The following is a 20,886-nucleotide window of genomic DNA, read 5'->3' on the forward strand; positions in this document are numbered from 1 at the left end:
TAACGGGTGGCCTTTTTTGTTATGGGTTCTAACAAAGTCCTAGAGTCAGCGTCAGATAAATGGACAATGCCAGTTGGCCAACTGGCGACAGGCTTTAAGCCCTTTTATGATTGAGCACCCGGAGCGAATGACCGGTATTGATAAAGGGGAGTTTACACAGAATCTGGTACAAGCCCTTTTTTTTACATTCAGTTAAAAAGAAACTCAATATGAGTAATATGATCGGGTAGACTAGTGCCAGAGCCAGTAAGAATGAGTACCTAATGTAATGTCGAATCAACGTTCCCCGCTAAAACATCTCAATACTTTTGCGTTATCAGCCTATGCGAGCAATGTAATCAGTGCCAACTCTCCTGAAGAGTTGGTTGATGCATGGCGTGAGTCTATTTCTAGGCATCTGCCAGTACTTTTGCTTGGTGAAGGCAGTAATGTACTATTTATCGAAAACTATTCAGGAACGGTATTGCTTAATCGCATCAAGGGTATCACTTTTACCGAAGATGATATTGCCTGGCATCTACATGTTGGCGCTGGAGAGAATTGGCATCAATTAGTGTGCTATTCATTGCAAAATAATATGCCAGGTCTAGAGAACTTAGCTTTAATACCAGGTTGTGTGGGTTCTGCACCGATCCAGAATATCGGTGCGTATGGTGTTGAGCTACAAAAAGTATGCGAATACGTTGATTTACTTGATATGAATAAAGGTACTGTTCTGCGTCTTGCAGCTGAAGATTGCCAGTTTGGCTATCGGAATAGTATATTTAAGCATCGTTACGGTAGTGGGTTTGCCATCATCGCAGTGGGCATCAAATTAATGAAGTCATGGATCCCAACCCTGGGGTATGGCGATTTAACGCGAATGGATCCATTGACGGTCACAGCGCAAGATATCTTTAACTCGGTCTGCACTATGCGGCGTAGTAAGCTACCTGATCCAACCGTTACTGGCAATGCAGGGAGCTTTTTCAAAAATCCGGTTGTGGATATAACCGTGGCTGAAGATATTGTAAAGTGCTATCCCAATGCACCTCACTATCTACAACCTGATGGGTCAGTAAAGCTGGCTGCCGGTTGGCTTATCGATCAATGTGCGCTTAAGGGATACCAGATTGGTGGGGCTGCGGTACATCAACAGCAAGCTTTGGTACTGATTAACCTCGCAGAGGCAACAGGCCAGGATGTACTAAGTCTTGCTCGTTATATCCGTCAGCAAGTCGCAAAGAAATTTGCTATCTGGTTGGAACCAGAGGTACGTTTTATTGCAAGTAATGGCGAGGTTAATGCCGTGGAGCGTTTATCGTGAAAGATATTAAGGTCCCTCTACGGTTAATCGGTATATTAGCGGATGGTGCTTTTCACTCTGGTGAACAGTTGGGCGAAATGTTTGGTATGAGCCGTGCTGCAATTAACAAGCATATGCAAACTATCAGAGAATGGGGGCTCGATGTTTTCACCGTGCCTGGCAAAGGTTATAGCTTACCAGCGCCCATCCAATTGCTTGATGAAAAAACAATATTAAGTTATTTACCTGCAGGTCAAGTAACGGTATTACCGGTAGTTGATTCTACTAATCAATATCTCTTAGATCGTATCGCTGAACTTAAATCTGGTGATGCTTGTGTTGCTGAATATCAACAAGCAGGGCGAGGTAGACGTGGCCGCCAGTGGGTATCTCCTTTTGGTGCAAATCTTTATTTATCAATGTTCTGGCGCCTAGAACAGGGCCCTGCTGCGGCAATGGGATTAAGTTTGGTTGTTGGGATAGTCATGGCAGAGGTGCTGCATAAACTGGGTGCCGAACAGGTTCGCGTTAAGTGGCCGAATGATCTGTATTTAAACGATAAGAAGCTGGCTGGTATATTAGTAGAACTAACTGGTAAAACAGGTGATGCAGCTCAACTGGTGATTGGTGCTGGTATTAATCTAACAATGCGTGAATCAACAAGCAATGTTATTAATCAGGACTGGATTAACTTACAGGAGGCTGGCGTTATTATTGATCGTAATAAACTAACAGCAGAGTTATTATCTGAACTACGACTAGCAGTAGTTAAATTTGAAAATGAAGGTCTATCCGCCTTTATTTCTCGCTGGCGGGAAATGGATAATTACCTTGATCGTCCTGTAAAACTGATTATTGGAAGCCAAGAAATATTTGGAGTTGCCAGAGGTATTGACCAGCAAGGGGCATTACTATTAGAGCAGTATGGTAGCGTAAGACCTTATATTGGTGGCGAGATATCCCTTCGCGGTATCTAATTGATAAATTAAGCGGATAGAAATAACTACCCGCTTTTTATTATTTTCTTAGACGTACGCTCTCAACTGCATGATTGGCGCTTTTGGTCATGATTAAGCTAGCCCGCTCACGTGTTGGTAATATATTTTGTTTTAAATTCAGCCCATTAATCTCTTTCCATAATTGAGTGGCAATATTAACTGCTTCAGTTTCAGGCAGTTTTGCATAACTATGGAAGTAAGAATCAGGGTTGGAAAATGCACCTTGTCGAAACTTAAGGAATCGATTGATATACCAGCTTTGAAGCAAGTCTTCAGGCGCATCGACATATATAGAAAAGTCTACAAAGTCAGAGACAAATACATGATGTGGATCGTGAGGATAATCCATCCCACTTTGTAATACATTCAACCCTTCTAATATAAGGATGTCGGGTTGCTTGATGATTTTATTACCATCTGGTACGACATCATATATTAAATGTGAATAAACGGGTGCAGTAACATAGTCGGCGCCTGATTTTACCTCAGAAACAAATTTCACCAGATTATGCATATCATAGGATTGTGGGAATCCTTTTTTCTTCATCAGCCCGCGCTCATTAAGCACCTTATTAGGATAAAGAAAACCATCTGTTGTAATCAGCTCTACACTACGGTGTTCCGGCCAACGGCTCAGCAATGCTTGTAGTAAACGCGCAGTCGTACTTTTACCCACAGCAACGCTGCCAGCGATGCCAATAACATAAGGAATACGTTGGCCATCGGTGCCAAGGAATTGCTCCAAAACAGCCTGGCGACGCAAATTAGAACTGATATAAAAATTAAGTAGGCGTGAAAGTGGTAGATAAATCTGTGCCACTTCATCTAATGAAAGGTCTTCGTTAATCCCTTTAAGTTTAACGATTTCTTCTTCTGTTAGCGTCAATGGTACTGAGTCACGCAAAGCCGCCCACTCAGTACGATCGAACTGTAGATAAGGCGTCGCTAAAGATTGATCTCTTTTTGTCATAAGCCAAATTCTGCCTGTTAACGCAGGTTGGGAAAGGCGCTGGACGCCAACTCCAGATAAGAAACAAGCTGCATATTATAGGCAGCTTGCTTTTTGGCGTAGACATTTTTGTGCTTAGTGAGTGATTTCTTTGATGTGTATCGTTATTCCCATCAATTAAGAAGGGCTATTACTGGTTTGGGCATTTGCACAGATTGCCATTATAGCGACTAACTGGCTATGACAGTATGTGGTTGATTCATAGTGAATAAACGTTTGAAATAAATTGCTGTTGGATGGTAGTTGTTATCTGGCGTGCAGGCATAATCAGGAATTTCCCCCATACAACGATAACCTTGCGCTCGGTAGAAAGATTCAGCAGGAGAACCTGCCTGAGTATCGAGATATAACAATCCGCGGCGCAGTTGAACGGCAGTACTCTCCATTGTGACGATCAATTTATGCCCAATACCAGTACGACGGCTACGGCTATGTACCAATAATTTTTGTACTTCGGCACGATTTAACCCATTTGGTTTTTGGCAGAGATCTAATTGGATAGTGCCCGTAACCCCCGTTTCATCGCGGGCGAGCCATAATAGCAATGTTTCTTTGGCAATAGCTGGGCAAAGACCATGATAATAGCTTTCGGCTTCTCCTTGTGAAAGAGCGCGAGTGTTATAGCCCACCGAGGCTCCATGAGAAACGGCATCAATCAGTAAACTTGCCAGCTCGCTGCGGTATACAGGCAATGTTGCCGCATTAAGTAAAACTATCTTCATGATAAATTCCTCAACAACTGCCAGTCTGCGTTTATATTTATGTTTGAGTCTGTAGGTAAGGTTTAAGCAATAAACAAGCCAAATATGTACAACGCAATTATCCTCATTGGGCCAATAATCTTTTAGCAGATATGCACCGTATTGGGGGGGAGTTTCCCCATTTTGGGGCATAGAAATAAATTTATATTCAATCGGTGATGATAAGATTGTCAGTAATGAGACCTGATCCGGTTTTTGGGGGGATCTTCAGCTAAGCAGTTGGTTACAATAGCTGAAGTGTTGGATGCAAATTGAGCTAACTATGGTTAATAATACCGCGAGCACTTAAAAATTGACTATTTTGTGAGCAAAAGATTCGCTTCTGCAATTTTTTTGTTGCATCGTAAGCCTGCTCTACCTAGAATGCGCTGCACTTGATGCCGGCATAGCTCAGTTGGTAGAGCAACTGACTTGTAATCAGTAGGTCCCGAGTTCGACTCTTGGTGCCGGCACCATTCAAGTATTAAAAATTAGGTGGGGTTCCCGAGCGGCCAAAGGGAGCAGACTGTAAATCTGCCGTCATCGACTTCGAAGGTTCGAATCCTTCCCCCACCACCATATCTGCCCTTGAGTCTCAAGCCGATTCGGAGTTAGGAATCCAAATGAGCCACTTGAGGGGAAGGTGAAAACCTTCGACGAAGTTTCGAGCCGAGCGTAGCGAGTCAACGACGCGCAGCGGCGGCCCGGAGGGTGAGGAACGAAGTGACGAATAATCCTTCCCCACCACCATATTTAACCTTGAGTCTCAGGGTGATTCAGAAGACCGAACCCCAATCAACACTCAAGGCGAGAGCAGCGCTCTCGATGAAGAGTGAAGTGGCCAAGCCCTTCCTTTCAAGTTTCTGCAGATTAAGTCAGGTAGCCGAGTTCTAAGATGCGGGCATCGTATAATGGCTATTACCTCAGCCTTCCAAGCTGATGATGTGGGTTCGATTCCCACTGCCCGCTCCAAGATGTGCTGATATAGCTCAGTTGGTAGAGCGCACCCTTGGTAAGGGTGAGGTCGGCAGTTCGACTCTGCCTATTAGCACCATTTCTCATCCTCTCGTCCCCTGATTTTCTTTCTGTGTTATGGATTCAGCAAGCATGCGCTTGGTTGATGTGGTGAAACCACCGATTCCGTGTCTTAGAGGGATAATCGATGTCTAAAGAAAAGTTTGAACGTACAAAACCGCACGTTAATGTGGGGACTATTGGCCACGTTGACCATGGTAAAACTACCCTAACTGCTGCAATCACCACCGTATTGGCTAAAACCTACGGCGGTAGTGCTCGTGCATTCGACCAGATCGACAACGCTCCGGAAGAGAAAGCGCGTGGTATCACCATCAATACTTCACATGTTGAATACGACACCCCGGCGCGTCACTATGCGCACGTTGACTGCCCAGGGCATGCTGACTACGTTAAAAACATGATAACCGGTGCGGCGCAGATGGACGGCGCTATCTTGGTTGTTGCTGCCACTGATGGCCCGATGCCTCAAACGCGTGAGCACATCTTGTTAGGTCGTCAGGTTGGGGTTCCTTACATCCTGGTCTTCTTGAACAAATGTGACATGGTTGACGATGAAGAATTGCTGGAACTGGTAGAAATGGAAGTGCGTGAACTTCTGTCTCAATACGATTTCCCAGGTGATGATACTCCAGTTATCCGTGGTTCAGCGCTGAAAGCACTGGAAGGCGAACCTGAGTGGGAAGCTAAAATTATCGAGTTGGCTGAAGCATTGGATAGCTATATTCCACAGCCAGAACGTGCGATTGATAAACCCTTCTTGTTGCCAATTGAAGACGTATTCTCTATCTCCGGTCGTGGTACAGTTGTGACGGGTCGTGTAGAGCGTGGTATCGTTAAGGTCGGCGAAGAAGTTGAAATTGTTGGCATCATCGATACCATTAGAACCACTTGTACTGGTGTTGAAATGTTCCGCAAACTGCTGGACGAAGGCCGTGCTGGTGAGAATGTTGGTGTTCTGCTGCGTGGTACTAAACGTGATGACGTACAACGTGGGCAGGTATTGGCTAAGCCTGGTTCTATCAAGCCACATACTAAATTCGAATCAGAAGTTTATATTCTGAGCAAAGAAGAAGGTGGTCGTCATACTCCGTTCTTCAAAGGCTACCGTCCTCAGTTCTACTTCCGTACAACTGACGTGACCGGTACTATTGAATTGCCAGAAGGTGTTGAGATGGTAATGCCAGGTGATAACATTCAAATGATTGTTAACCTGATAGCGCCTATCGCAATGGATGACGGTCTGCGTTTCGCCATTCGTGAAGGCGGTCGTACGGTAGGTGCTGGCGTTGTTGCAAAAGTCATTGAATAAGATTTGACGCGACATGCGATAAAAGGGCATCATTTGATGCCCTTTTTCTACGTTGTCATACTAGAACCTATCTCATCAGCGGTTTTTTCATCATAATTACTGGTGAGATGGGCTCTGGAAGTACGGCGAATAGTGCTGAGTGGTGCCGATTAGAGAGTCTCTAGAGCATCCTTCGGCTTGGTTTGCTTTGCGATGCGAAGCAAAGTTGTTTGTTCTGAATCATAGTGACAGGTTGGTTTATGAGTGCGAATACCGAGGCTCCAGGGAGCGGACGCGGCCTGGAAACGGCTAAATGGCTAATCGTTGCTGTATTATTAATTACCGCTATTGTGGGTAATTATTATTACCGTGATTTCAGCCTGCCGCTGCGCGCGTTGGCAGTTGTAGTAATTATCGCTGTTGCCGGTGCTGTTGCACTGATGACGGCAAAAGGTAAAGCCACTGTAGCCTTTGCTCGTGAAGCACGCACGGAAGTGCGTAAAGTGATTTGGCCTACCCGTCAGGAAACTCTGCACACAACGTTAATCGTTGCTGCAGTAACTGCTGTAATGTCACTGATTCTATGGGGGCTGGATGGTATTCTGGTCCGCCTGGTATCATTTATTACTGGCCTGAGGTTCTAAGATGTCTGAAGCACCAAAAAAGCGTTGGTACGTCGTTCAGGCGTTTTCCGGTTTTGAAGGCCGTGTAGCTCAATCGCTGCGCGAGCATATCAAGTTACATGACATGGAAGAGCTGTTTGGCGAAGTCATGGTTCCAACGGAAGAAGTCGTCGAAATTCGTGGCGGTCAACGCCGCAAAAGTGAACGTAAATTCTTCCCAGGCTATGTACTGGTCCAGATGGTGATGAACGATGCCAGCTGGCACTTAGTGCGTAGTGTGCCACGTGTAATGGGCTTTATCGGTGGTACATCCGATCGCCCTGCACCAATCAGTGATAAAGAAGTTGATGCGATTATGAATCGTCTTCAACAAGTGGGTGATAAACCACGTCCCAAAACACTGTTTGAACCAGGGGAACTGGTGCGTGTTAGCGATGGTCCGTTTGCCGACTTCAACGGTGTTGTTGAAGAAGTTGACTACGAAAAGAGCCGCTTGAAAGTGTCTGTTTCTATCTTTGGCCGTGCAACACCGGTCGAGTTGGATTTCAGTCAGGTAGAGAAAGGCTGATTCATTTTTCACCAGTGGTTGGAATTTGAGTCTTGTCTTAGGCGCGAAATTAAAATATAATTTCGCGCCTTTTGTTTTTAGATGTCTTGCTTTTTGTCACCCGTGGCAATCATAAGCGAGATAAAACACGGGGAGCCTCAAACGAGGCGATACTACCCAAATCGAGGAAATCGTAAATGGCTAAGAAAGTACAAGCCTATGTCAAGCTGCAAGTAGCAGCTGGTATGGCGAACCCAAGTCCACCAGTTGGCCCAGCTTTGGGTCAGCAAGGTGTTAACATCATGGAATTCTGTAAAGCGTTCAATGCTAAGACTGAAAGCATTGAAAAAGGCCTGCCGATCCCTGTTGTTATTACTGTTTATTCTGATCGCTCTTTCACTTTCGTTACTAAAACCCCGCCAGCAGCAGTTCTGCTGAAAAAAGCGGCAGGTATTAAGTCTGGTTCCGGCAAGCCGAACAAAGACAAAGTAGGGACCGTGACCAGTGCTCAGGTTCGTGAAATCGCAGAAACCAAAGCTGCGGATATGACTGGTGCTTCAATTGACGACATGATGCGTTCAATTGAAGGTACTGCTCGTTCCATGGGCCTGGTAGTGGAGGGTTAATAAATGGCTAAGCTGACCAAGCGCATGCGCGTGATCCGTGACAAAGTTGATGTTACTAAGCAATACGATATCAACGAAGCTGTTGCCCTGCTGAAAGAGCTGGCTACTGCTAAATTCGTAGAAAGTGTTGACGTTGCCGTTAACCTCGGTATCGACGCACGTAAATCTGACCAGAACGTTCGTGGCGCAACTGTGTTGCCTCATGGTACTGGCCGTTCAGTACGTGTTGCTGTTTTCGCTCAGGGTGCAAACGCTGAAGCTGCGAAAGAAGCAGGCGCTGAATTGGTAGGTATGGAAGATCTGGCTGATATGATCAAGAAAGGCGAAATGAACTTCGACGTTGTTATTGCTTCCCCGGATGCAATGCGCGTTGTAGGTCAATTGGGCCAAATCTTGGGTCCACGTGGCCTGATGCCTAACCCTAAAGTGGGTACTGTTACTCCTAACGTTGCTGAAGCAGTTAAGAATGCTAAAGCAGGTCAGGTTCGTTATCGCAACGACAAAAACGGTATTATCCACACCACCATTGGTAAAGTTGACTTCGACTCAGATAAGTTGAGAGAAAACTTAGAATCTCTGGTTGTTGCGCTGAAGCGTGCTAAACCGGCTACAGCGAAGGGCGTTTATATCAAGAAAATCAGCCTGTCCACTACCATGGGCGCTGGCGTTGCAATCGATCAAAGCGGTCTGTCAGCCGTCGTGATCTAATCACGAGTTGATTTTATCGCTTTACGTGGGCGTAAGGTTTGTCTAGAATCTTACGCCCATACTTCTGGTGATGAGCCTGTTCGTGTAAAACGGTGTTCAATCGGCAGAACGCAAGAATTTTTCGGTTGGAGCTTGGCCTTATCCAAGCCTCCGTCCAAGACCGCAGGTGTGTTGTAAGACACTTAATTTCCTGCGTAGACGGTGACAGAACCTGAAGCATTTTTTTCTTTTTTGTTTATCAAGAAATAAAAAGAATTGCCTTTGCTGGATTCTGCTCACCGTGTTTCAACGCCCGCTCACTACATTTTGTCGTGGGTTGGGTGACGTGAGTTCCGGGGAATTATTCCCCGGTTAATCCAGGAGCAAGAACTAATGGCACTAAATCTTCAAGGCAAACAAGCGATTGTTGCTGAAGTTAAAGAAGTAGCCAAAGGTGCGCTGTCTGCGGTTGTTGCGGATTCTCGTGGCGTTACCGTTGATAAAATGACTGAACTGCGTAAAGCAGGTCGTGAAGCTGGCGTTCATATGCAAGTTGTTCGTAACACCTTGCTGCGTCGCATTGTTGAAGGCACTCCGTTCGAATGCCTGAAAGACACGTTTGTTGGTCCAACCTTGATTGCATTCTCTACTGAACACCCGGGCGCAGCTGCTCGTCTGTTCAAAGCATTTGCTAAAGATAATGCAAAATTTGAGGTTAAAGCAGCAGCCTTTGAAGGTGAGTTAATCCCTGCGGCTCAAATCGACCGCCTGGCAACTCTGCCGACCTACGAAGAAGCAATCGCACGTCTGATGGGAACCATGAAAGAAGCCGCTGCTGGCAAATTGGTTCGTACATTGGCTGCACTGCGTGACCAGAAAGAAGCTGAAGCGGCTTAATTCGCCCTCACTTTTTCAGTCATTGCTTTTTAACGTATAAACTATTTCTGTATTTTAGGAACACTTGTTATGTCAACTATCACTAAAGACCAAATTCTGGAAGGCGTTGCCGCTCTGTCTGTAATGGAAATCGTTGAACTGATCTCTGCTATGGAAGAGAAATTCGGCGTTTCAGCTGCTGCTGTTGCTGCGGGTCCTGCTGCTGCTGCTGAAGCTGTAGAAGAACAAACTGAATTCAACGTTGTTCTGGCTTCATTCGGCGAAAACAAAGTTGCAGTAATCAAAGCTGTTCGCGGCGCAACTGGCCTGGGCTTGAAAGAAGCTAAAGACCTGGTTGAATCTGCACCTGCAGTTCTGAAAGAAGGCGTGAACAAAGACGAAGCTGAGTCACTGAAAAAAGCTCTGACCGAAGCTGGTGCTTCTGTTGAGATCAAGTAAGTTTAGCTTTGAGTTAGCAGCCTAACTTTATAGGCTGATGGCTGGTGACTATTTAGTCATCAGCCTTTTTGCGCTGTAGGGCGTGAGTCGTAGTTCACACTGTTTAGCGACTGACTAACCCCTAATATTCCTTTCTATTGACGACTTAATATACTGCGTTCTCAGCTACGACCCACTCGGGTAGCTCGGTGGCCAAAGTAATGCGATGAAATGGTTTAAGAGTGATAGAAAAGAGTATTCCGAGAAGTGTTTCGACTTCTCATTCTAAATAATAGTGTTGCATGACCTGTCCTATCTTTATCAGGGCAGACAGAGTGGGTCGACTTTTCAGCGAGCTGAGGAACCCTATGGTTTACTCCTATACCGAGAAAAAACGTATTCGTAAGGATTTTGGTAAACGTCCACAAGTTTTGGACATACCTTATCTCCTTTCTATCCAACTTGACTCGTTCCAGAAGTTTATCGAGCAAGATCCCGAAGGACAGCACGGCCTGGAAGCCGCATTCCGTTCTGTGTTTCCAATCCAGAGCTACAGCGGCAATTCGGAGCTGCAATACGTTAGCTACCGTCTTGGTGAGCCAGTATTTGACGTCAAAGAGTGCCAAATCCGTGGTGTGACTTATTCCGCACCGCTGCGCGTTAAACTGCGTCTGGTAATCTATGAGCGTGAAGCTCCGGAAGGTACGGTCAAAGACATCAAAGAACAAGAAGTCTACATGGGTGAAATTCCACTCATGACCGAAAACGGTACCTTTGTCATTAACGGTACTGAGAGGGTTATCGTATCTCAGCTGCACCGTAGTCCTGGCGTATTCTTTGACAGCGATAAGGGTAAAACCCATTCCTCGGGTAAAGTGCTGTATAACGCACGTATTATCCCTTACCGTGGTTCATGGTTAGATTTCGAGTTTGACCCGAAAGACAACCTGTTTGTCCGTATTGACCGTCGTCGTAAATTGCCTGCAACCATCATTCTGCGTGCATTGAATTTCACCACTACACAGATCCTTGATCTGTTCTTTGACAAAGTGGTCTTTGAAATTCGTGACAACAAGCTGCAGATGGAATTGGTTCCAGAGCGCCTGCGCGGTGAAACGGCATCCTTTGATATTGAAGCGAATGGCAAAGTTTACGTCGAGAAAGCGCGTCGTATTACTGCACGTCATATTCGCCAGCTTGAAAAAGACGGCATTGATCGCATCGAAGTTCCGGTTGAGTACATTGCCGGTAAAGTGGTCGCAAAAGACTACATCGATGAGAACACCGGCGAGCTTATCTGTGCAGCCAACATGGAACTGTCATTGGATTTGCTGGCTAAGCTGAGCCAGTCTGGCCACAAGCACATTGAAACATTGTTCACCAACGACCTGGATCACGGTGCTTATATCTCCGAGACCCTGCGTGTTGACCCAACCAGCGATCGCCTGAGCGCATTGGTTGAGATTTACCGCATGATGCGTCCTGGTGAGCCACCAACACGTGAAGCCGCCGAAAATCTGTTTGAGAACTTGTTCTTCTCTGAAGACCGCTATGATTTGTCAGCGGTTGGCCGGATGAAGTTCAACCGTTCCCTGCTGCGTGACGAAATCGAAGGTTCCGGTATCCTGAGCAAAGAAGACATCACAGAAGTGATGAAAAAGCTCATTGAGATCCGTAATGGCCGCGGCGAAGTGGATGATATCGACCACTTAGGCAACCGTCGTATTCGTTCCGTTGGTGAAATGGCTGAAAACCAGTTCCGTGTAGGTCTGGTTCGTGTTGAGCGTGCAGTTAAAGAGCGTTTGTCTCTGGGCGACCTCGACACCCTGATGCCTCAGGACATGATCAACGCCAAGCCTATCTCGGCTGCGGTGAAAGAGTTCTTTGGTTCCAGCCAATTGTCACAATTTATGGACCAGAACAACCCGCTGTCTGAGATTACGCATAAACGCCGTATCTCTGCATTGGGTCCGGGTGGTTTGACCCGTGAACGTGCTGGCTTTGAAGTTCGAGACGTACACCCGACTCACTACGGTCGTGTATGCCCAATCGAAACGCCAGAAGGTCCAAACATCGGTCTGATCAACTCCTTGTCGGTGTATGCACAGACCAACGAGTATGGTTTCCTGGAAACACCTTATCGTCGCGTACGTGATGGTGTGGTGACCGATGAAATTAACTATTTGTCTGCTATTGAAGAAGGCAACTTCGTTATCGCTCAGGCGAACTCCAACCTGGATGACGAAGGTCGCTTCTTGGAAGACCTGGTCACTTGTCGTAGCAAAGGCGAATCAAGCCTGTTTAGCCGCGACCAGGTTGACTACATGGACGTATCTACCCAGCAGATCGTATCCGTTGGTGCTTCTCTGATTCCATTCTTGGAACACGATGACGCCAACCGTGCCTTGATGGGCGCGAACATGCAACGTCAGGCGGTTCCTACTCTACGTGCTGATAAGCCGCTAGTGGGTACCGGTATGGAACGTGCGGTAGCGGTTGACTCAGGGGTAACCTCTGTAGCCAAACGTGGCGGTACTGTTCAGTACGTAGATGCATCCCGTATCGTGATTAAAGTTAACGAAGACGAGATGTATCCGGGCGAAGCAGGGATTGATATTTATAACCTGACCAAATACACCCGTTCTAACCAGAACACCTGTATCAACCAGATGCCGTGTGTGAATCTGGGTGAGCCAATCGAGCGCGGCGACGTGCTGGCAGATGGCCCATCGACAGACCTGGGTGAACTGGCATTGGGTCAGAACATGCGCGTAGCCTTCATGCCTTGGAACGGTTACAACTTCGAAGACTCCATCTTGGTCTCCGAGCGTGTGGTTCAAGAAGATCGCTTCACAACCATCCATATTCAGGAATTGGCGTGTGTGTCTCGTGACACCAAGCTGGGGCCAGAAGAGATAACGGCTGATATCCCTAACGTGGGTGAAGCTGCACTCTCCAAACTGGATGAATCCGGCATCGTATATATCGGTGCTGAAGTGACTGGCGGCGACATTCTGGTTGGTAAGGTAACACCTAAAGGTGAGACCCAACTGACGCCAGAAGAGAAGCTGTTACGTGCGATCTTTGGTGAGAAAGCGTCTGATGTTAAAGACTCTTCTCTGCGTGTACCAAACGGTGTTTCCGGTACGGTTATCGATGTACAAGTCTTTACTCGCGACGGCGTAGACAAAGACAAACGTGCGTTGGAAATCGAAGAGATGCAACTGAAGCAGGCCAAGAAAGACCTGACTGAAGAATTGCAGATCCTAGAAGCGGGCCTGTTTGCACGTATCCACACAGTACTGGTTTCTGGTGGCATCGAAGCTGACAAGCTAAGCAAATTACCACGTGATCGCTGGCTGGAACTCGGCCTGACCGACGAAGACAAGCAAAACCAACTGGAACAGTTGGCGGAGCAGTACGACGAAATGAAATCCGTATTCGAGAAGAAGATGGATGCCAAGCGTCGTAAGATCACCCAAGGTGATGATTTGGCACCAGGCGTGCTGAAGATCGTCAAGGTGTATCTGGCCGTTAAACGTCAGATTCAACCGGGTGACAAAATGGCCGGTCGTCACGGTAACAAAGGTGTTATCTCCAAGATTAACCCGATCGAAGATATGCCTTACGATGAAAACGGTACGCCGGTAGACATCGTTCTGAACCCGCTGGGCGTACCATCGCGTATGAACATCGGTCAGATTTTGGAAACCCACTTAGGGATGGCAGCGAAAGGTATTGGCGAGAAAATCAACGCCATGCTGAAGAAGCAGGAAGAAGTTGCCAAACTGCGTGAGTTTATCCAGAAAGCCTACGATCTGGGTGACAACGTTTGTCAGAAAGTTGATCTGAGCACCTTCACCGATGACGAAGTACTGCGTCTGGCTGAGAACCTGAAAAAAGGTATGCCAATCGCAACTCCTGTCTTCGATGGTGCGACAGAGAAAGAAATCAAGGAACTGTTACAGCTGGGTGGTCTGCCAACTTCTGGCCAGATTACGCTGTTTGACGGCCGTACCGGCGAGCAATTCGAACGTCAGGTTACTGTCGGCTACATGTACATGCTGAAACTGAACCACTTGGTTGATGACAAGATGCATGCGCGTTCTACCGGTTCTTACAGCCTGGTTACTCAGCAGCCGCTGGGTGGTAAGGCTCAGTTCGGTGGTCAGCGCTTCGGTGAGATGGAAGTGTGGGCGTTGGAGGCTTATGGCGCCGCGTACACATTGCAGGAAATGCTTACCGTCAAGTCCGACGATGTAAACGGCCGTACCAAGATGTACAAAAACATCGTGGATGGCGATCACCGTATGGAACCAGGTATGCCGGAGTCCTTCAACGTATTGTTGAAAGAAATCCGCTCGCTGGGCATCAATATCGAGCTGGAAGAAGAGTAATTCTTCTCCAGACGGCAGGCTCACAGCCGGGAGTCTGCTGGTGGTTCGCACTGGTCACAGGGGTGCCCAAACTTAGGTTTGGGCACCTATCAGGTCTAACTCCGACAGGAGCCAATCCGTGAAAGACTTATTAAAGTTTCTGAAAGCGCAAACTAAGACCGAAGAGTTTGATGCGATCAAAATTGCTCTGGCATCGCCAGACATGATCCGTTCCTGGTCGTTCGGCGAAGTTAAAAAGCCGGAAACCATTAACTACCGTACGTTCAAACCAGAACGTGACGGCCTTTTCTGCGCCCGTATCTTTGGCCCAGTAAAAGATTACGAATGCCTGTGCGGTAAGTACAAGCGTTTGAAACACCGTGGTGTTATTTGTGAGAAATGCGGTGTTGAAGTGACTCAAACCAAAGTACGCCGTGAGCGTATGGGGCACATCGAGCTGGCTTCTCCCACTGCGCACATCTGGTTCCTTAAATCGTTGCCATCCCGCATCGGTTTGCTGCTGGATATGCCATTACGTGACATCGAACGCGTACTGTACTTCGAATCTTATGTGGTTATCGAAGGCGGTATGACCAATCTGGAACGTCGTCAGATCCTGACTGAAGAGCAGTATCTGGATGCGTTGGAAGAGTTTGGTGATGAGTTCGACGCGAAAATGGGTGCCGAGGCGATTCAGGCCCTGTTGAAAAATATGGATCTGGAAGCTGAATGCGAGATCCTGCGCGAAGAATTGAACGAAACAAATTCTGAAACCAAGCGTAAGAAGCTGACCAAGCGTGTCAAGCTGCTGGAAGCGTTCGTACAGTCTGGCAACAAGCCAGAGTGGATGATCCTGACCGTGCTGCCTGTATTGCCGCCAGACTTGCGTCCATTGGTGCCGTTGGATGGCGGTCGCTTTGCAACTTCTGATCTGAACGATTTGTATCGTCGCGTGATCAACCGTAACAACCGTCTGAAGCGCCTGCTGGACTTGGCTGCTCCTGACATCATCGTACGTAACGAAAAGCGTATGCTGCAAGAAGCAGTAGATGCATTGCTGGATAACGGCCGTCGCGGTCGTGCAATTACCGGCTCTAACAAGCGTCCGTTGAAGTCATTGGCTGACATGATCAAAGGTAAGCAAGGTCGTTTCCGTCAGAACTTGCTGGGTAAACGTGTTGACTACTCAGGTCGTTCGGTTATCACCGTTGGCCCATACCTGCGTCTGCATCAGTGCGGTCTGCCGAAGAAAATGGCTCTTGAGCTGTTCAAACCGTTCATCTATGGTAAGCTGGAATTGCGTGGTCTTGCTACCACCATTAAAGCTGCCAAGAAGATGGTTGAGCGTGAAGAAGCGGTTGTTTGGGATATCCTGGATGAAGTTATCCGCGAGCACCCAGTACTGCTGAACCGTGCACCCACCCTTCACCGTTTGGGTATCCAGGCGTTTGAACCGGTACTGATCGAAGGTAAAGCCATTCAGCTCCATCCGCTGGTTTGTGCGGCATACAACGCCGACTTCGATGGTGACCAAATGGCCGTTCACGTACCGCTGACACTGGAAGCTCAGTTAGAAGCACGTGCGTTGATGATGTCTACCAACAACATCCTGTCACCAGCGAACGGCGAGCCAATCATCGTTCCTTCTCAGGACGTTGTATTGGGTCTGTATTACATGACCCGTGACTGTGTTAACGCCAAAGGCGAAGGCATGGTTCTGACTGGCCCGAAAGAAGCTGAGCGTATTTATCGTGCTGGCCTGGCATCTCTGCATGCTCGCGTAAAAGTGCGTATTACTGAAGAAATTCGTAATGTCGAAGGCGAGAGCATTACACGTACCAGCATTATCGATACCACGGTAGGCCGTGCTATTTTGTGGATGATTGTCCCGAGAGGCCTGCCTTACGCTATCGTTAACCAGCCGCTGGGCAAGAAAGCCATTTCCAAGATGCTGAACACTTGTTACCGCATCCTGGGCTTGAAGCCAACGGTTATCTTTGCTGACCAGATCATGTACACCGGTTTTGCTTACGCAGCACGCTCAGGCGCCTCTGTAGGTATCGATGACATGGTTATCCCAGATGCGAAAGCAGGGATCATCGAAGAAGCTGAAACTGAAGTTGCCGAGATCCAGGAGCAGTTCCAATCTGGTCTGGTAACCGCAGGCGAGCGTTATAACAAAGTGATCGATATCTGGGCCGCGGCTAACGAACGTGTTGCCAAGGCGATGATGGATAACCTGTCTGTTGAAGATGTTGTCAACCGTGACGGCGTTGTTGAACAGCAAGTCTCATTCAACAGCATCTTTATGATGGCTGACTCCGGTGCGCGTGGTTCTGCTGCACAGATTCGTCAGTTGGCAGGGATGCGTGGTCTGATGGCCAAGCCAGATGGTTCGATCATCGAAACGCCAATCACCGCGAACTTCCGTGAAGGTTTGAACGTACTTCAGTACTTCATCTCAACCCACGGTGCGCGTAAAGGTTTGGCGGATACCGCATTGAAAACTGCGAACTCCGGTTACCTGACCCGTCGTTTAGTTGATGTGGCACAGGATCTGGTGGTGACTGAGGATGATTGTGGTACCCATAACGGTATCGTGATGACTCCGGTTATCGAAGGTGGTGATGTTAAAGAGCCACTGCGTGATCGCGTACTGGGTCGTGTGACCGCAGAAGAAGTTATCAAGCCGGGTACGGCTGATATTCTGGTTCCGCGTAACACCCTGCTGGACGAAAAATGGTGTGATCTGTTAGAAGAAAACTCCGTCGACAGCGTTAAAGTTCGCTCCGTAGTAAGCTGTGAAACTGACTTCGGTGTGTGTGCAAACTGCTATGGTCGCGACCTGGCACGTGGCCACATCATCAACAAAGGTGAAGCAGTTGGTGTTATTGCAGCACAGTCCATCGGTGAGCCGGGTACCCAGCTTACGATGCGTACGTTCCACATCGGTGGTGCGGCATCTCGTGCGGCGGCAGAGTCTAGCATTCAGGTTAAGAACAAAGGCAGCTTGAAACTGAGCAACGTCAAGTTCGTTACCAATGCAGCCGGCAAGTTGGTTATTACTTCTCGTAATACCGAGCTGAAGCTGATCGACGAATTCGGTCGGACTAAAGAAAGCTATAAAGTGCCTTACGGTGCAGTAATGGCTAAAGGCGATGGCGCAGAAGTCCAGGGCGGCGAAACCGTTGCTAACTGGGATCCGCACATCATGCCAGTTGTGACCGAAGTGAGTGGTTTCATTCGCTTCGCGGACATGGTCGATGGCCAGACCATTACCCGCCAGACCGACGAACTGACTGGTTTGTCTTCTCTGGTCGTACTGGACAGCGCAGAGCGTACCGGTAACGGTAAAGATCTGCGTCCGGCACTGAAAATCGTTGATGCTAACGGCGACGATGTATTGATCCCAGGTACTGATATGCCTGCTCAATACTTCCTGCCAGGTAAAACGATTGTACAGTTGGAAGACGGCATTCAGATCGGTGCAGGTGATACCCTGGCGCGTATTCCTCAGGAATCAAGCGGTACCAAGGATATTACCGGTGGTCTGCCGCGTGTTGCTGACTTGTTCGAAGCACGTCGTCCGAAAGAGCCTGCAATTTTGGCTGAAATCAGCGGGTTCATCTCGTTCGGTAAAGAGACCAAAGGCAAGCGTCGTCTGGTGATTTCACCGTTGGATGGTAGTGATGCATACGAAGAGATGATCCCGAAATGGCGTCAGCTCAACGTGTTCGAAGGTGAAATTGTAGAACGCGGCGACGTGGTTTCCGATGGTGCAGAATCACCACACGATATTCTGCGTCTGCGTGGTGTTCACGCGGTTACCCGTTACATCACCAACGAAGTGCAGGAAGTTTACCGTCTGCAAGGCGTTAAGATTAACGATAAACACATTGAAGTTATCGTTCGTCAGATGTTGCGTAAAGGCACCATCGTTAGCGCGGGTGGCACCGACTTCCTGGAAGGCGAGCAGGCAGAAATGTCTCGCGTTAAAATCGCTAACCGTAAGCTGGCAGCAGAAGGCAAAATCGAGGCCACGTTCACACGTGACCTGCTGGGTATCACCAAGGCATCCTTGGCGACCGAGTCCTTCATCTCTGCGGCTTCGTTCCAGGAAACCACGCGAGTTCTTACTGAAGCGGCAGTTGCCGGTAAACGTGATGAACTGCGTGGCCTGAAAGAAAACGTCATCGTGGGCCGTCTGATCCCAGCCGGTACCGGTTACGCTTATCATCAGGAACGTGCACGCCGTAAAGCACAAGGTGAAGCACCGGTTGTTCCGCAAGTTAGCGCGGATGAAGCAACGGCTAACCTGGCTGAATTGCTTAACGCTGGTTTTGGTAACAATAAAGGTTAATCTCTTTGTTGTTCACCAACGTAAAAACCGCTCCTTTCGGGGCGGTTTTTTTTTGCTTATTTTTCAGGATCCAAACGATACTCTATTGGAGAGAACGGCCTAAATGGCGATCCCAATCTTTCCACACCGGTTGTAACCCCGCCAAGGTTAATGCCTGCGCGACTTGCTTAGGTGTGCGATTATCGTGAGGAGCAAATTGCTCGAGTTCCGGACTTTCATCGGCATATCCACCCGGCTGAGTTTTAGAGCCAGCACTGACATTATTAATCGCTACCGGAATGACATTATCGCGGAAGAACGGTGATTCGCGAGTAGATAACGACAGTTCCACATCGGGAGCGAACAAACGAAAAGCACAAATCAGTTGCAGTAGTTGTGCCTCACTCATCAGCGATGCGGGCTCAATACCACCGGTACAAGGTCGTAAACGCGGGAAGGAAATCGAATAGCGGCTCTGCCAATAGGTTTGTTGCAGGTAAAACAGGTGTTCCGCCAACATATAACAGTCGGTTCGCCAACTATTAGATAGCCCGATCAATGCACCTAATCCGATCTTATCGATCCCGGCGCGGCCGAGACGATCAGGGGTTGCCAGTCGCCAGCGAAAATCTTGCTTATGGCCGCGTAAATGGTGCTGTTGATAGGTGGCCGAATTATAGGTTTCCTGATAAACCATCACGCCATCCAACCCCAGTATTTTTAATTCCGCATATTCCTCTTCTGCCAATGGCTGAACTTCCATCATTAGTGAGCTGAATCGGCTGCGGATCGCCGGGAAGTGACGACGAAAATAATCCATTCCCACCTTTGCCTGATGTTCGCCGGTAACCAGTAGCAAGTGTTCAAAGCCCAATGCTTTGATAGCCTCACATTCACGGATGATTTCAGCTTCATTTAATGTTTTGCGCTTGATGCGATTACTCATTGAAAAACCACAATAAGTACAATCATTGGCGCACAGATTAGAAAGGTAGAGCGGAACATAAAAGCTGACGGTATTACCAAAGCGTTGGCGGGTCAATTGCTGCGCCTTCTGCGCCATGGGTTCGAGATAAGCCAATGCGGCGGGTGAAATTAATGCCATTAAATCATCGCGATCCGGTTTGACGGCATTAATGGCCCGCTCAACATCTGCGGCGGTTTTACTGTTGATACGCAGAGAAATATCATCCCAATCCAATTGCTGCCAGCGTAGGCTGAAATCTTCAGACATGATGATTTTCCTCCAACTGGCTGAGAAATCCGGTCAGCGGGCTGGTGGCAATTGCCTTATCAAACTGTCGGTTGCCAAGCCCCGCTCGACGCGCTAACTCGCCAGATTCTACTGCCAACCGAAACGCATGGGCCATGTGTACTGGTGAGCGAGCGACGGCAATCGCAGTATTCACCAGAACAGCATCAGCGCCTAGCTCTATGGCCTCAAGCGCATGGCTCGGTGCGCCAATCCCGGCATCGACTATCACCGGAACTTTGGCTTGCTCGATAATGATGTGCAGAAAATCGCGGGTGCGTAATCCCAAATTGGAACCAATAGGTGCGCCCAATGGCATGACGGCCGCACAACCGACTTCTTCCAGCCGTTTGCACAATACCGGGTCAGCACTGCAATAAGGTAAAACGACAAAGCCCTCTTTCACCAGTATTTCGGCGGCTTTAAGGGTTTCTATCGGGTCGGGCAGCAAATACTTCACATCAGGATGAATTTCCAGTTTGACCCAATGAGTACCCAGCGCTTCACGTGCCAGTCGTGCAGCAAATACAGCTTCTTGCGCAGTTTTAGCACCGGATGTATTAGGCAACAAACGGACACCCAATTGGCGTAATGGTGCCAGAATGGCATCGTTACCGGCGTGTAGGTCTACCCGCTTCATGGCCATGGTAATCAGTTGTGAACCGGAGGCACGCAGCGCTTCCAGCATCAGTTCAGGGGTGGCAAATTTGCCCGTCCCGGTGAATAAACGTGAAGTGAAAATGGTGTCGGCGATTTTTAACATG

At 48.0% G+C, this 20,886-nt stretch carries 15 protein-coding genes, 4 tRNA genes and 1 other RNA gene; 16 read left to right on the top strand and 4 right to left on the bottom strand.

Annotation, left to right across the window (positions count from 1 at the left end):
- Positions 1–268: 268 nt before the first annotated feature.
- Together murB and birA are read left to right on the top strand one after the other, a co-directional pair.
- Positions 269–1,306 carry a UDP-N-acetylmuramate dehydrogenase gene (gene murB, locus AEP37_RS18455; protein ID WP_049614729.1) on the top strand — a complete coding sequence of 346 codons (1,038 nt, stop codon included), beginning with the start codon at positions 269–271 and terminating at the stop codon, positions 1,304–1,306.
- Complete coding sequence (birA, locus tag AEP37_RS18460) at positions 1,303–2,262, top strand: bifunctional biotin--[acetyl-CoA-carboxylase] ligase/biotin operon repressor BirA (protein ID WP_049614730.1); 960 nt, start codon at positions 1,303–1,305, stop codon at positions 2,260–2,262. The genes murB and birA overlap by 4 nt, the downstream gene beginning before the upstream one ends.
- A gap of 40 nt (positions 2,263–2,302) precedes the next feature.
- Here the strand turns inward: birA and coaA are convergent, their stop codons facing one another.
- Positions 2,303–3,253: a type I pantothenate kinase gene (gene coaA / locus AEP37_RS18465; protein ID WP_049614731.1), complete on the bottom strand. Its 951-nt coding sequence runs from the start codon at positions 3,251–3,253 to the stop codon at positions 2,303–2,305.
- 209 nt (positions 3,254–3,462) lie between these two features.
- Positions 3,463–4,014, bottom strand: coding sequence for a GNAT family N-acetyltransferase (locus AEP37_RS18470; protein WP_049614732.1), 552 nt, complete (start codon positions 4,012–4,014; stop codon positions 3,463–3,465).
- A gap of 418 nt (positions 4,015–4,432) precedes the next feature.
- Between AEP37_RS18470 and AEP37_RS18475 the strand changes: the two genes are divergently transcribed.
- The 14 genes from AEP37_RS18475 to rpoC all read left to right on the top strand — a co-directional run bounded on the left by AEP37_RS18475 (position 4,433) and on the right by rpoC (position 18,891).
- Positions 4,433–4,508: transfer RNA gene (locus AEP37_RS18475), tRNA-Thr, on the top strand.
- Between the two features lie 18 nt (positions 4,509–4,526).
- Positions 4,527–4,611: transfer RNA gene (locus tag AEP37_RS18480), tRNA-Tyr, on the top strand.
- Positions 4,612–4,655: 44 nt separating this feature from the next.
- Positions 4,656–4,782, top strand: a non-coding RNA gene (locus AEP37_RS24355) — RtT sRNA.
- A gap of 147 nt (positions 4,783–4,929) precedes the next feature.
- Positions 4,930–5,004, top strand: a tRNA-Gly gene (locus AEP37_RS18485).
- 6 nt (positions 5,005–5,010) lie between these two features.
- Positions 5,011–5,086 (top strand) — tRNA-Thr (locus tag AEP37_RS18490).
- A gap of 108 nt (positions 5,087–5,194) precedes the next feature.
- Entirely contained in the window at positions 5,195–6,379 is a 1,185-nt protein-coding gene (tuf, locus tag AEP37_RS18495) for an elongation factor Tu (protein ID WP_049614733.1), read from the top strand.
- A gap of 239 nt (positions 6,380–6,618) precedes the next feature.
- Entirely contained in the window at positions 6,619–7,002 is a 384-nt protein-coding gene (gene secE, locus AEP37_RS18500; protein ID WP_049614734.1) for a preprotein translocase subunit SecE, read from the top strand.
- A gap of 1 nt (position 7,003) precedes the next feature.
- Positions 7,004–7,549, top strand: a complete 546-nt coding sequence (gene nusG, locus AEP37_RS18505) for a transcription termination/antitermination protein NusG (protein WP_002210671.1) — start codon at positions 7,004–7,006, stop codon at positions 7,547–7,549.
- 176 nt (positions 7,550–7,725) lie between these two features.
- A complete protein-coding gene (rplK, locus tag AEP37_RS18510; RefSeq protein WP_004393384.1) occupies positions 7,726–8,154 on the top strand; it encodes a 50S ribosomal protein L11 in 429 nt (142 codons plus the stop codon).
- Positions 8,155–8,157: 3 nt separating this feature from the next.
- Complete coding sequence (gene rplA, locus AEP37_RS18515; RefSeq protein WP_049614735.1) at positions 8,158–8,862, top strand: 50S ribosomal protein L1; 705 nt, start codon at positions 8,158–8,160, stop codon at positions 8,860–8,862.
- Between the two features lie 372 nt (positions 8,863–9,234).
- Positions 9,235–9,738 (top strand): 50S ribosomal protein L10, encoded by a 504-nt coding sequence (gene rplJ / locus AEP37_RS18520; protein ID WP_004876760.1) that lies wholly within the window; start codon positions 9,235–9,237, stop codon positions 9,736–9,738.
- Positions 9,739–9,807: 69 nt separating this feature from the next.
- Positions 9,808–10,176 (top strand): 50S ribosomal protein L7/L12, encoded by a 369-nt coding sequence (rplL, locus tag AEP37_RS18525; RefSeq protein WP_049614736.1) that lies wholly within the window; start codon positions 9,808–9,810, stop codon positions 10,174–10,176.
- 347 nt (positions 10,177–10,523) lie between these two features.
- Complete coding sequence (gene rpoB / locus AEP37_RS18530; protein WP_049614737.1) at positions 10,524–14,552, top strand: DNA-directed RNA polymerase subunit beta; 4,029 nt, start codon at positions 10,524–10,526, stop codon at positions 14,550–14,552.
- Positions 14,553–14,670: 118 nt separating this feature from the next.
- The gene (gene rpoC / locus AEP37_RS18535; protein ID WP_049614738.1) at positions 14,671–18,891 is read left to right on the top strand and encodes a DNA-directed RNA polymerase subunit beta'; all 4,221 of its coding nucleotides are present in this window, start codon (positions 14,671–14,673) and stop codon (positions 18,889–18,891) included.
- Between the two features lie 82 nt (positions 18,892–18,973).
- Here rpoC and thiH read toward each other — a convergent pair whose 3' ends face one another.
- Together thiH and AEP37_RS18545 are read right to left on the bottom strand one after the other, a co-directional pair.
- A complete protein-coding gene (gene thiH / locus AEP37_RS18540; protein ID WP_049614739.1) occupies positions 18,974–20,104 on the bottom strand; it encodes a 2-iminoacetate synthase ThiH in 1,131 nt (376 codons plus the stop codon).
- Positions 20,097–20,885, bottom strand: a complete 789-nt coding sequence (locus tag AEP37_RS18545) for a thiazole synthase (protein ID WP_049614740.1) — start codon at positions 20,883–20,885, stop codon at positions 20,097–20,099. Before AEP37_RS18545 ends, thiH begins: the two co-directional genes overlap by 8 nt.
- Between the last annotated feature and the right edge of the window lies 1 nt (position 20,886).

The sequence above is a fragment of the Yersinia pekkanenii genome, assembly GCF_001152565.1.
Classification (GTDB): Bacteria; Pseudomonadota; Gammaproteobacteria; order Enterobacterales; family Enterobacteriaceae; genus Yersinia; species Yersinia pekkanenii.

What these genes read in the sequence shown, in the direction of transcription:
- murB (WP_049614729.1), top strand. Translation starts at nt 269, where the DNA reads ATGTCGAATCAACGTTCCCCGCTAAAACATCTCAATACTTTTGCGTTA.
- coaA (WP_049614731.1), bottom strand. Translation starts at nt 3,253, where the DNA reads ATGACAAAAAGAGATCAATCTTTAGCGACGCCTTATCTACAGTTCGAT.
- AEP37_RS18470 (WP_049614732.1), bottom strand. Translation starts at nt 4,014, where the DNA reads ATGAAGATAGTTTTACTTAATGCGGCAACATTGCCTGTATACCGCAGC.
- tuf (WP_049614733.1), top strand. Translation starts at nt 5,195, where the DNA reads ATGTCTAAAGAAAAGTTTGAACGTACAAAACCGCACGTTAATGTGGGG.
- secE (WP_049614734.1), top strand. Translation starts at nt 6,619, where the DNA reads ATGAGTGCGAATACCGAGGCTCCAGGGAGCGGACGCGGCCTGGAAACG.
- nusG (WP_002210671.1), top strand. Translation starts at nt 7,004, where the DNA reads ATGTCTGAAGCACCAAAAAAGCGTTGGTACGTCGTTCAGGCGTTTTCC.
- rplK (WP_004393384.1), top strand. Translation starts at nt 7,726, where the DNA reads ATGGCTAAGAAAGTACAAGCCTATGTCAAGCTGCAAGTAGCAGCTGGT.
- rplA (WP_049614735.1), top strand. Translation starts at nt 8,158, where the DNA reads ATGGCTAAGCTGACCAAGCGCATGCGCGTGATCCGTGACAAAGTTGAT.
- rplJ (WP_004876760.1), top strand. Translation starts at nt 9,235, where the DNA reads ATGGCACTAAATCTTCAAGGCAAACAAGCGATTGTTGCTGAAGTTAAA.
- rplL (WP_049614736.1), top strand. Translation starts at nt 9,808, where the DNA reads ATGTCAACTATCACTAAAGACCAAATTCTGGAAGGCGTTGCCGCTCTG.
- rpoB (WP_049614737.1), top strand. Translation starts at nt 10,524, where the DNA reads ATGGTTTACTCCTATACCGAGAAAAAACGTATTCGTAAGGATTTTGGT.
- thiH (WP_049614739.1), bottom strand. Translation starts at nt 20,104, where the DNA reads ATGTCTGAAGATTTCAGCCTACGCTGGCAGCAATTGGATTGGGATGAT.
- AEP37_RS18545 (WP_049614740.1), bottom strand. Translation starts at nt 20,885, where the DNA reads ATGTTAAAAATCGCCGACACCATTTTCACTTCACGTTTATTCACCGGG.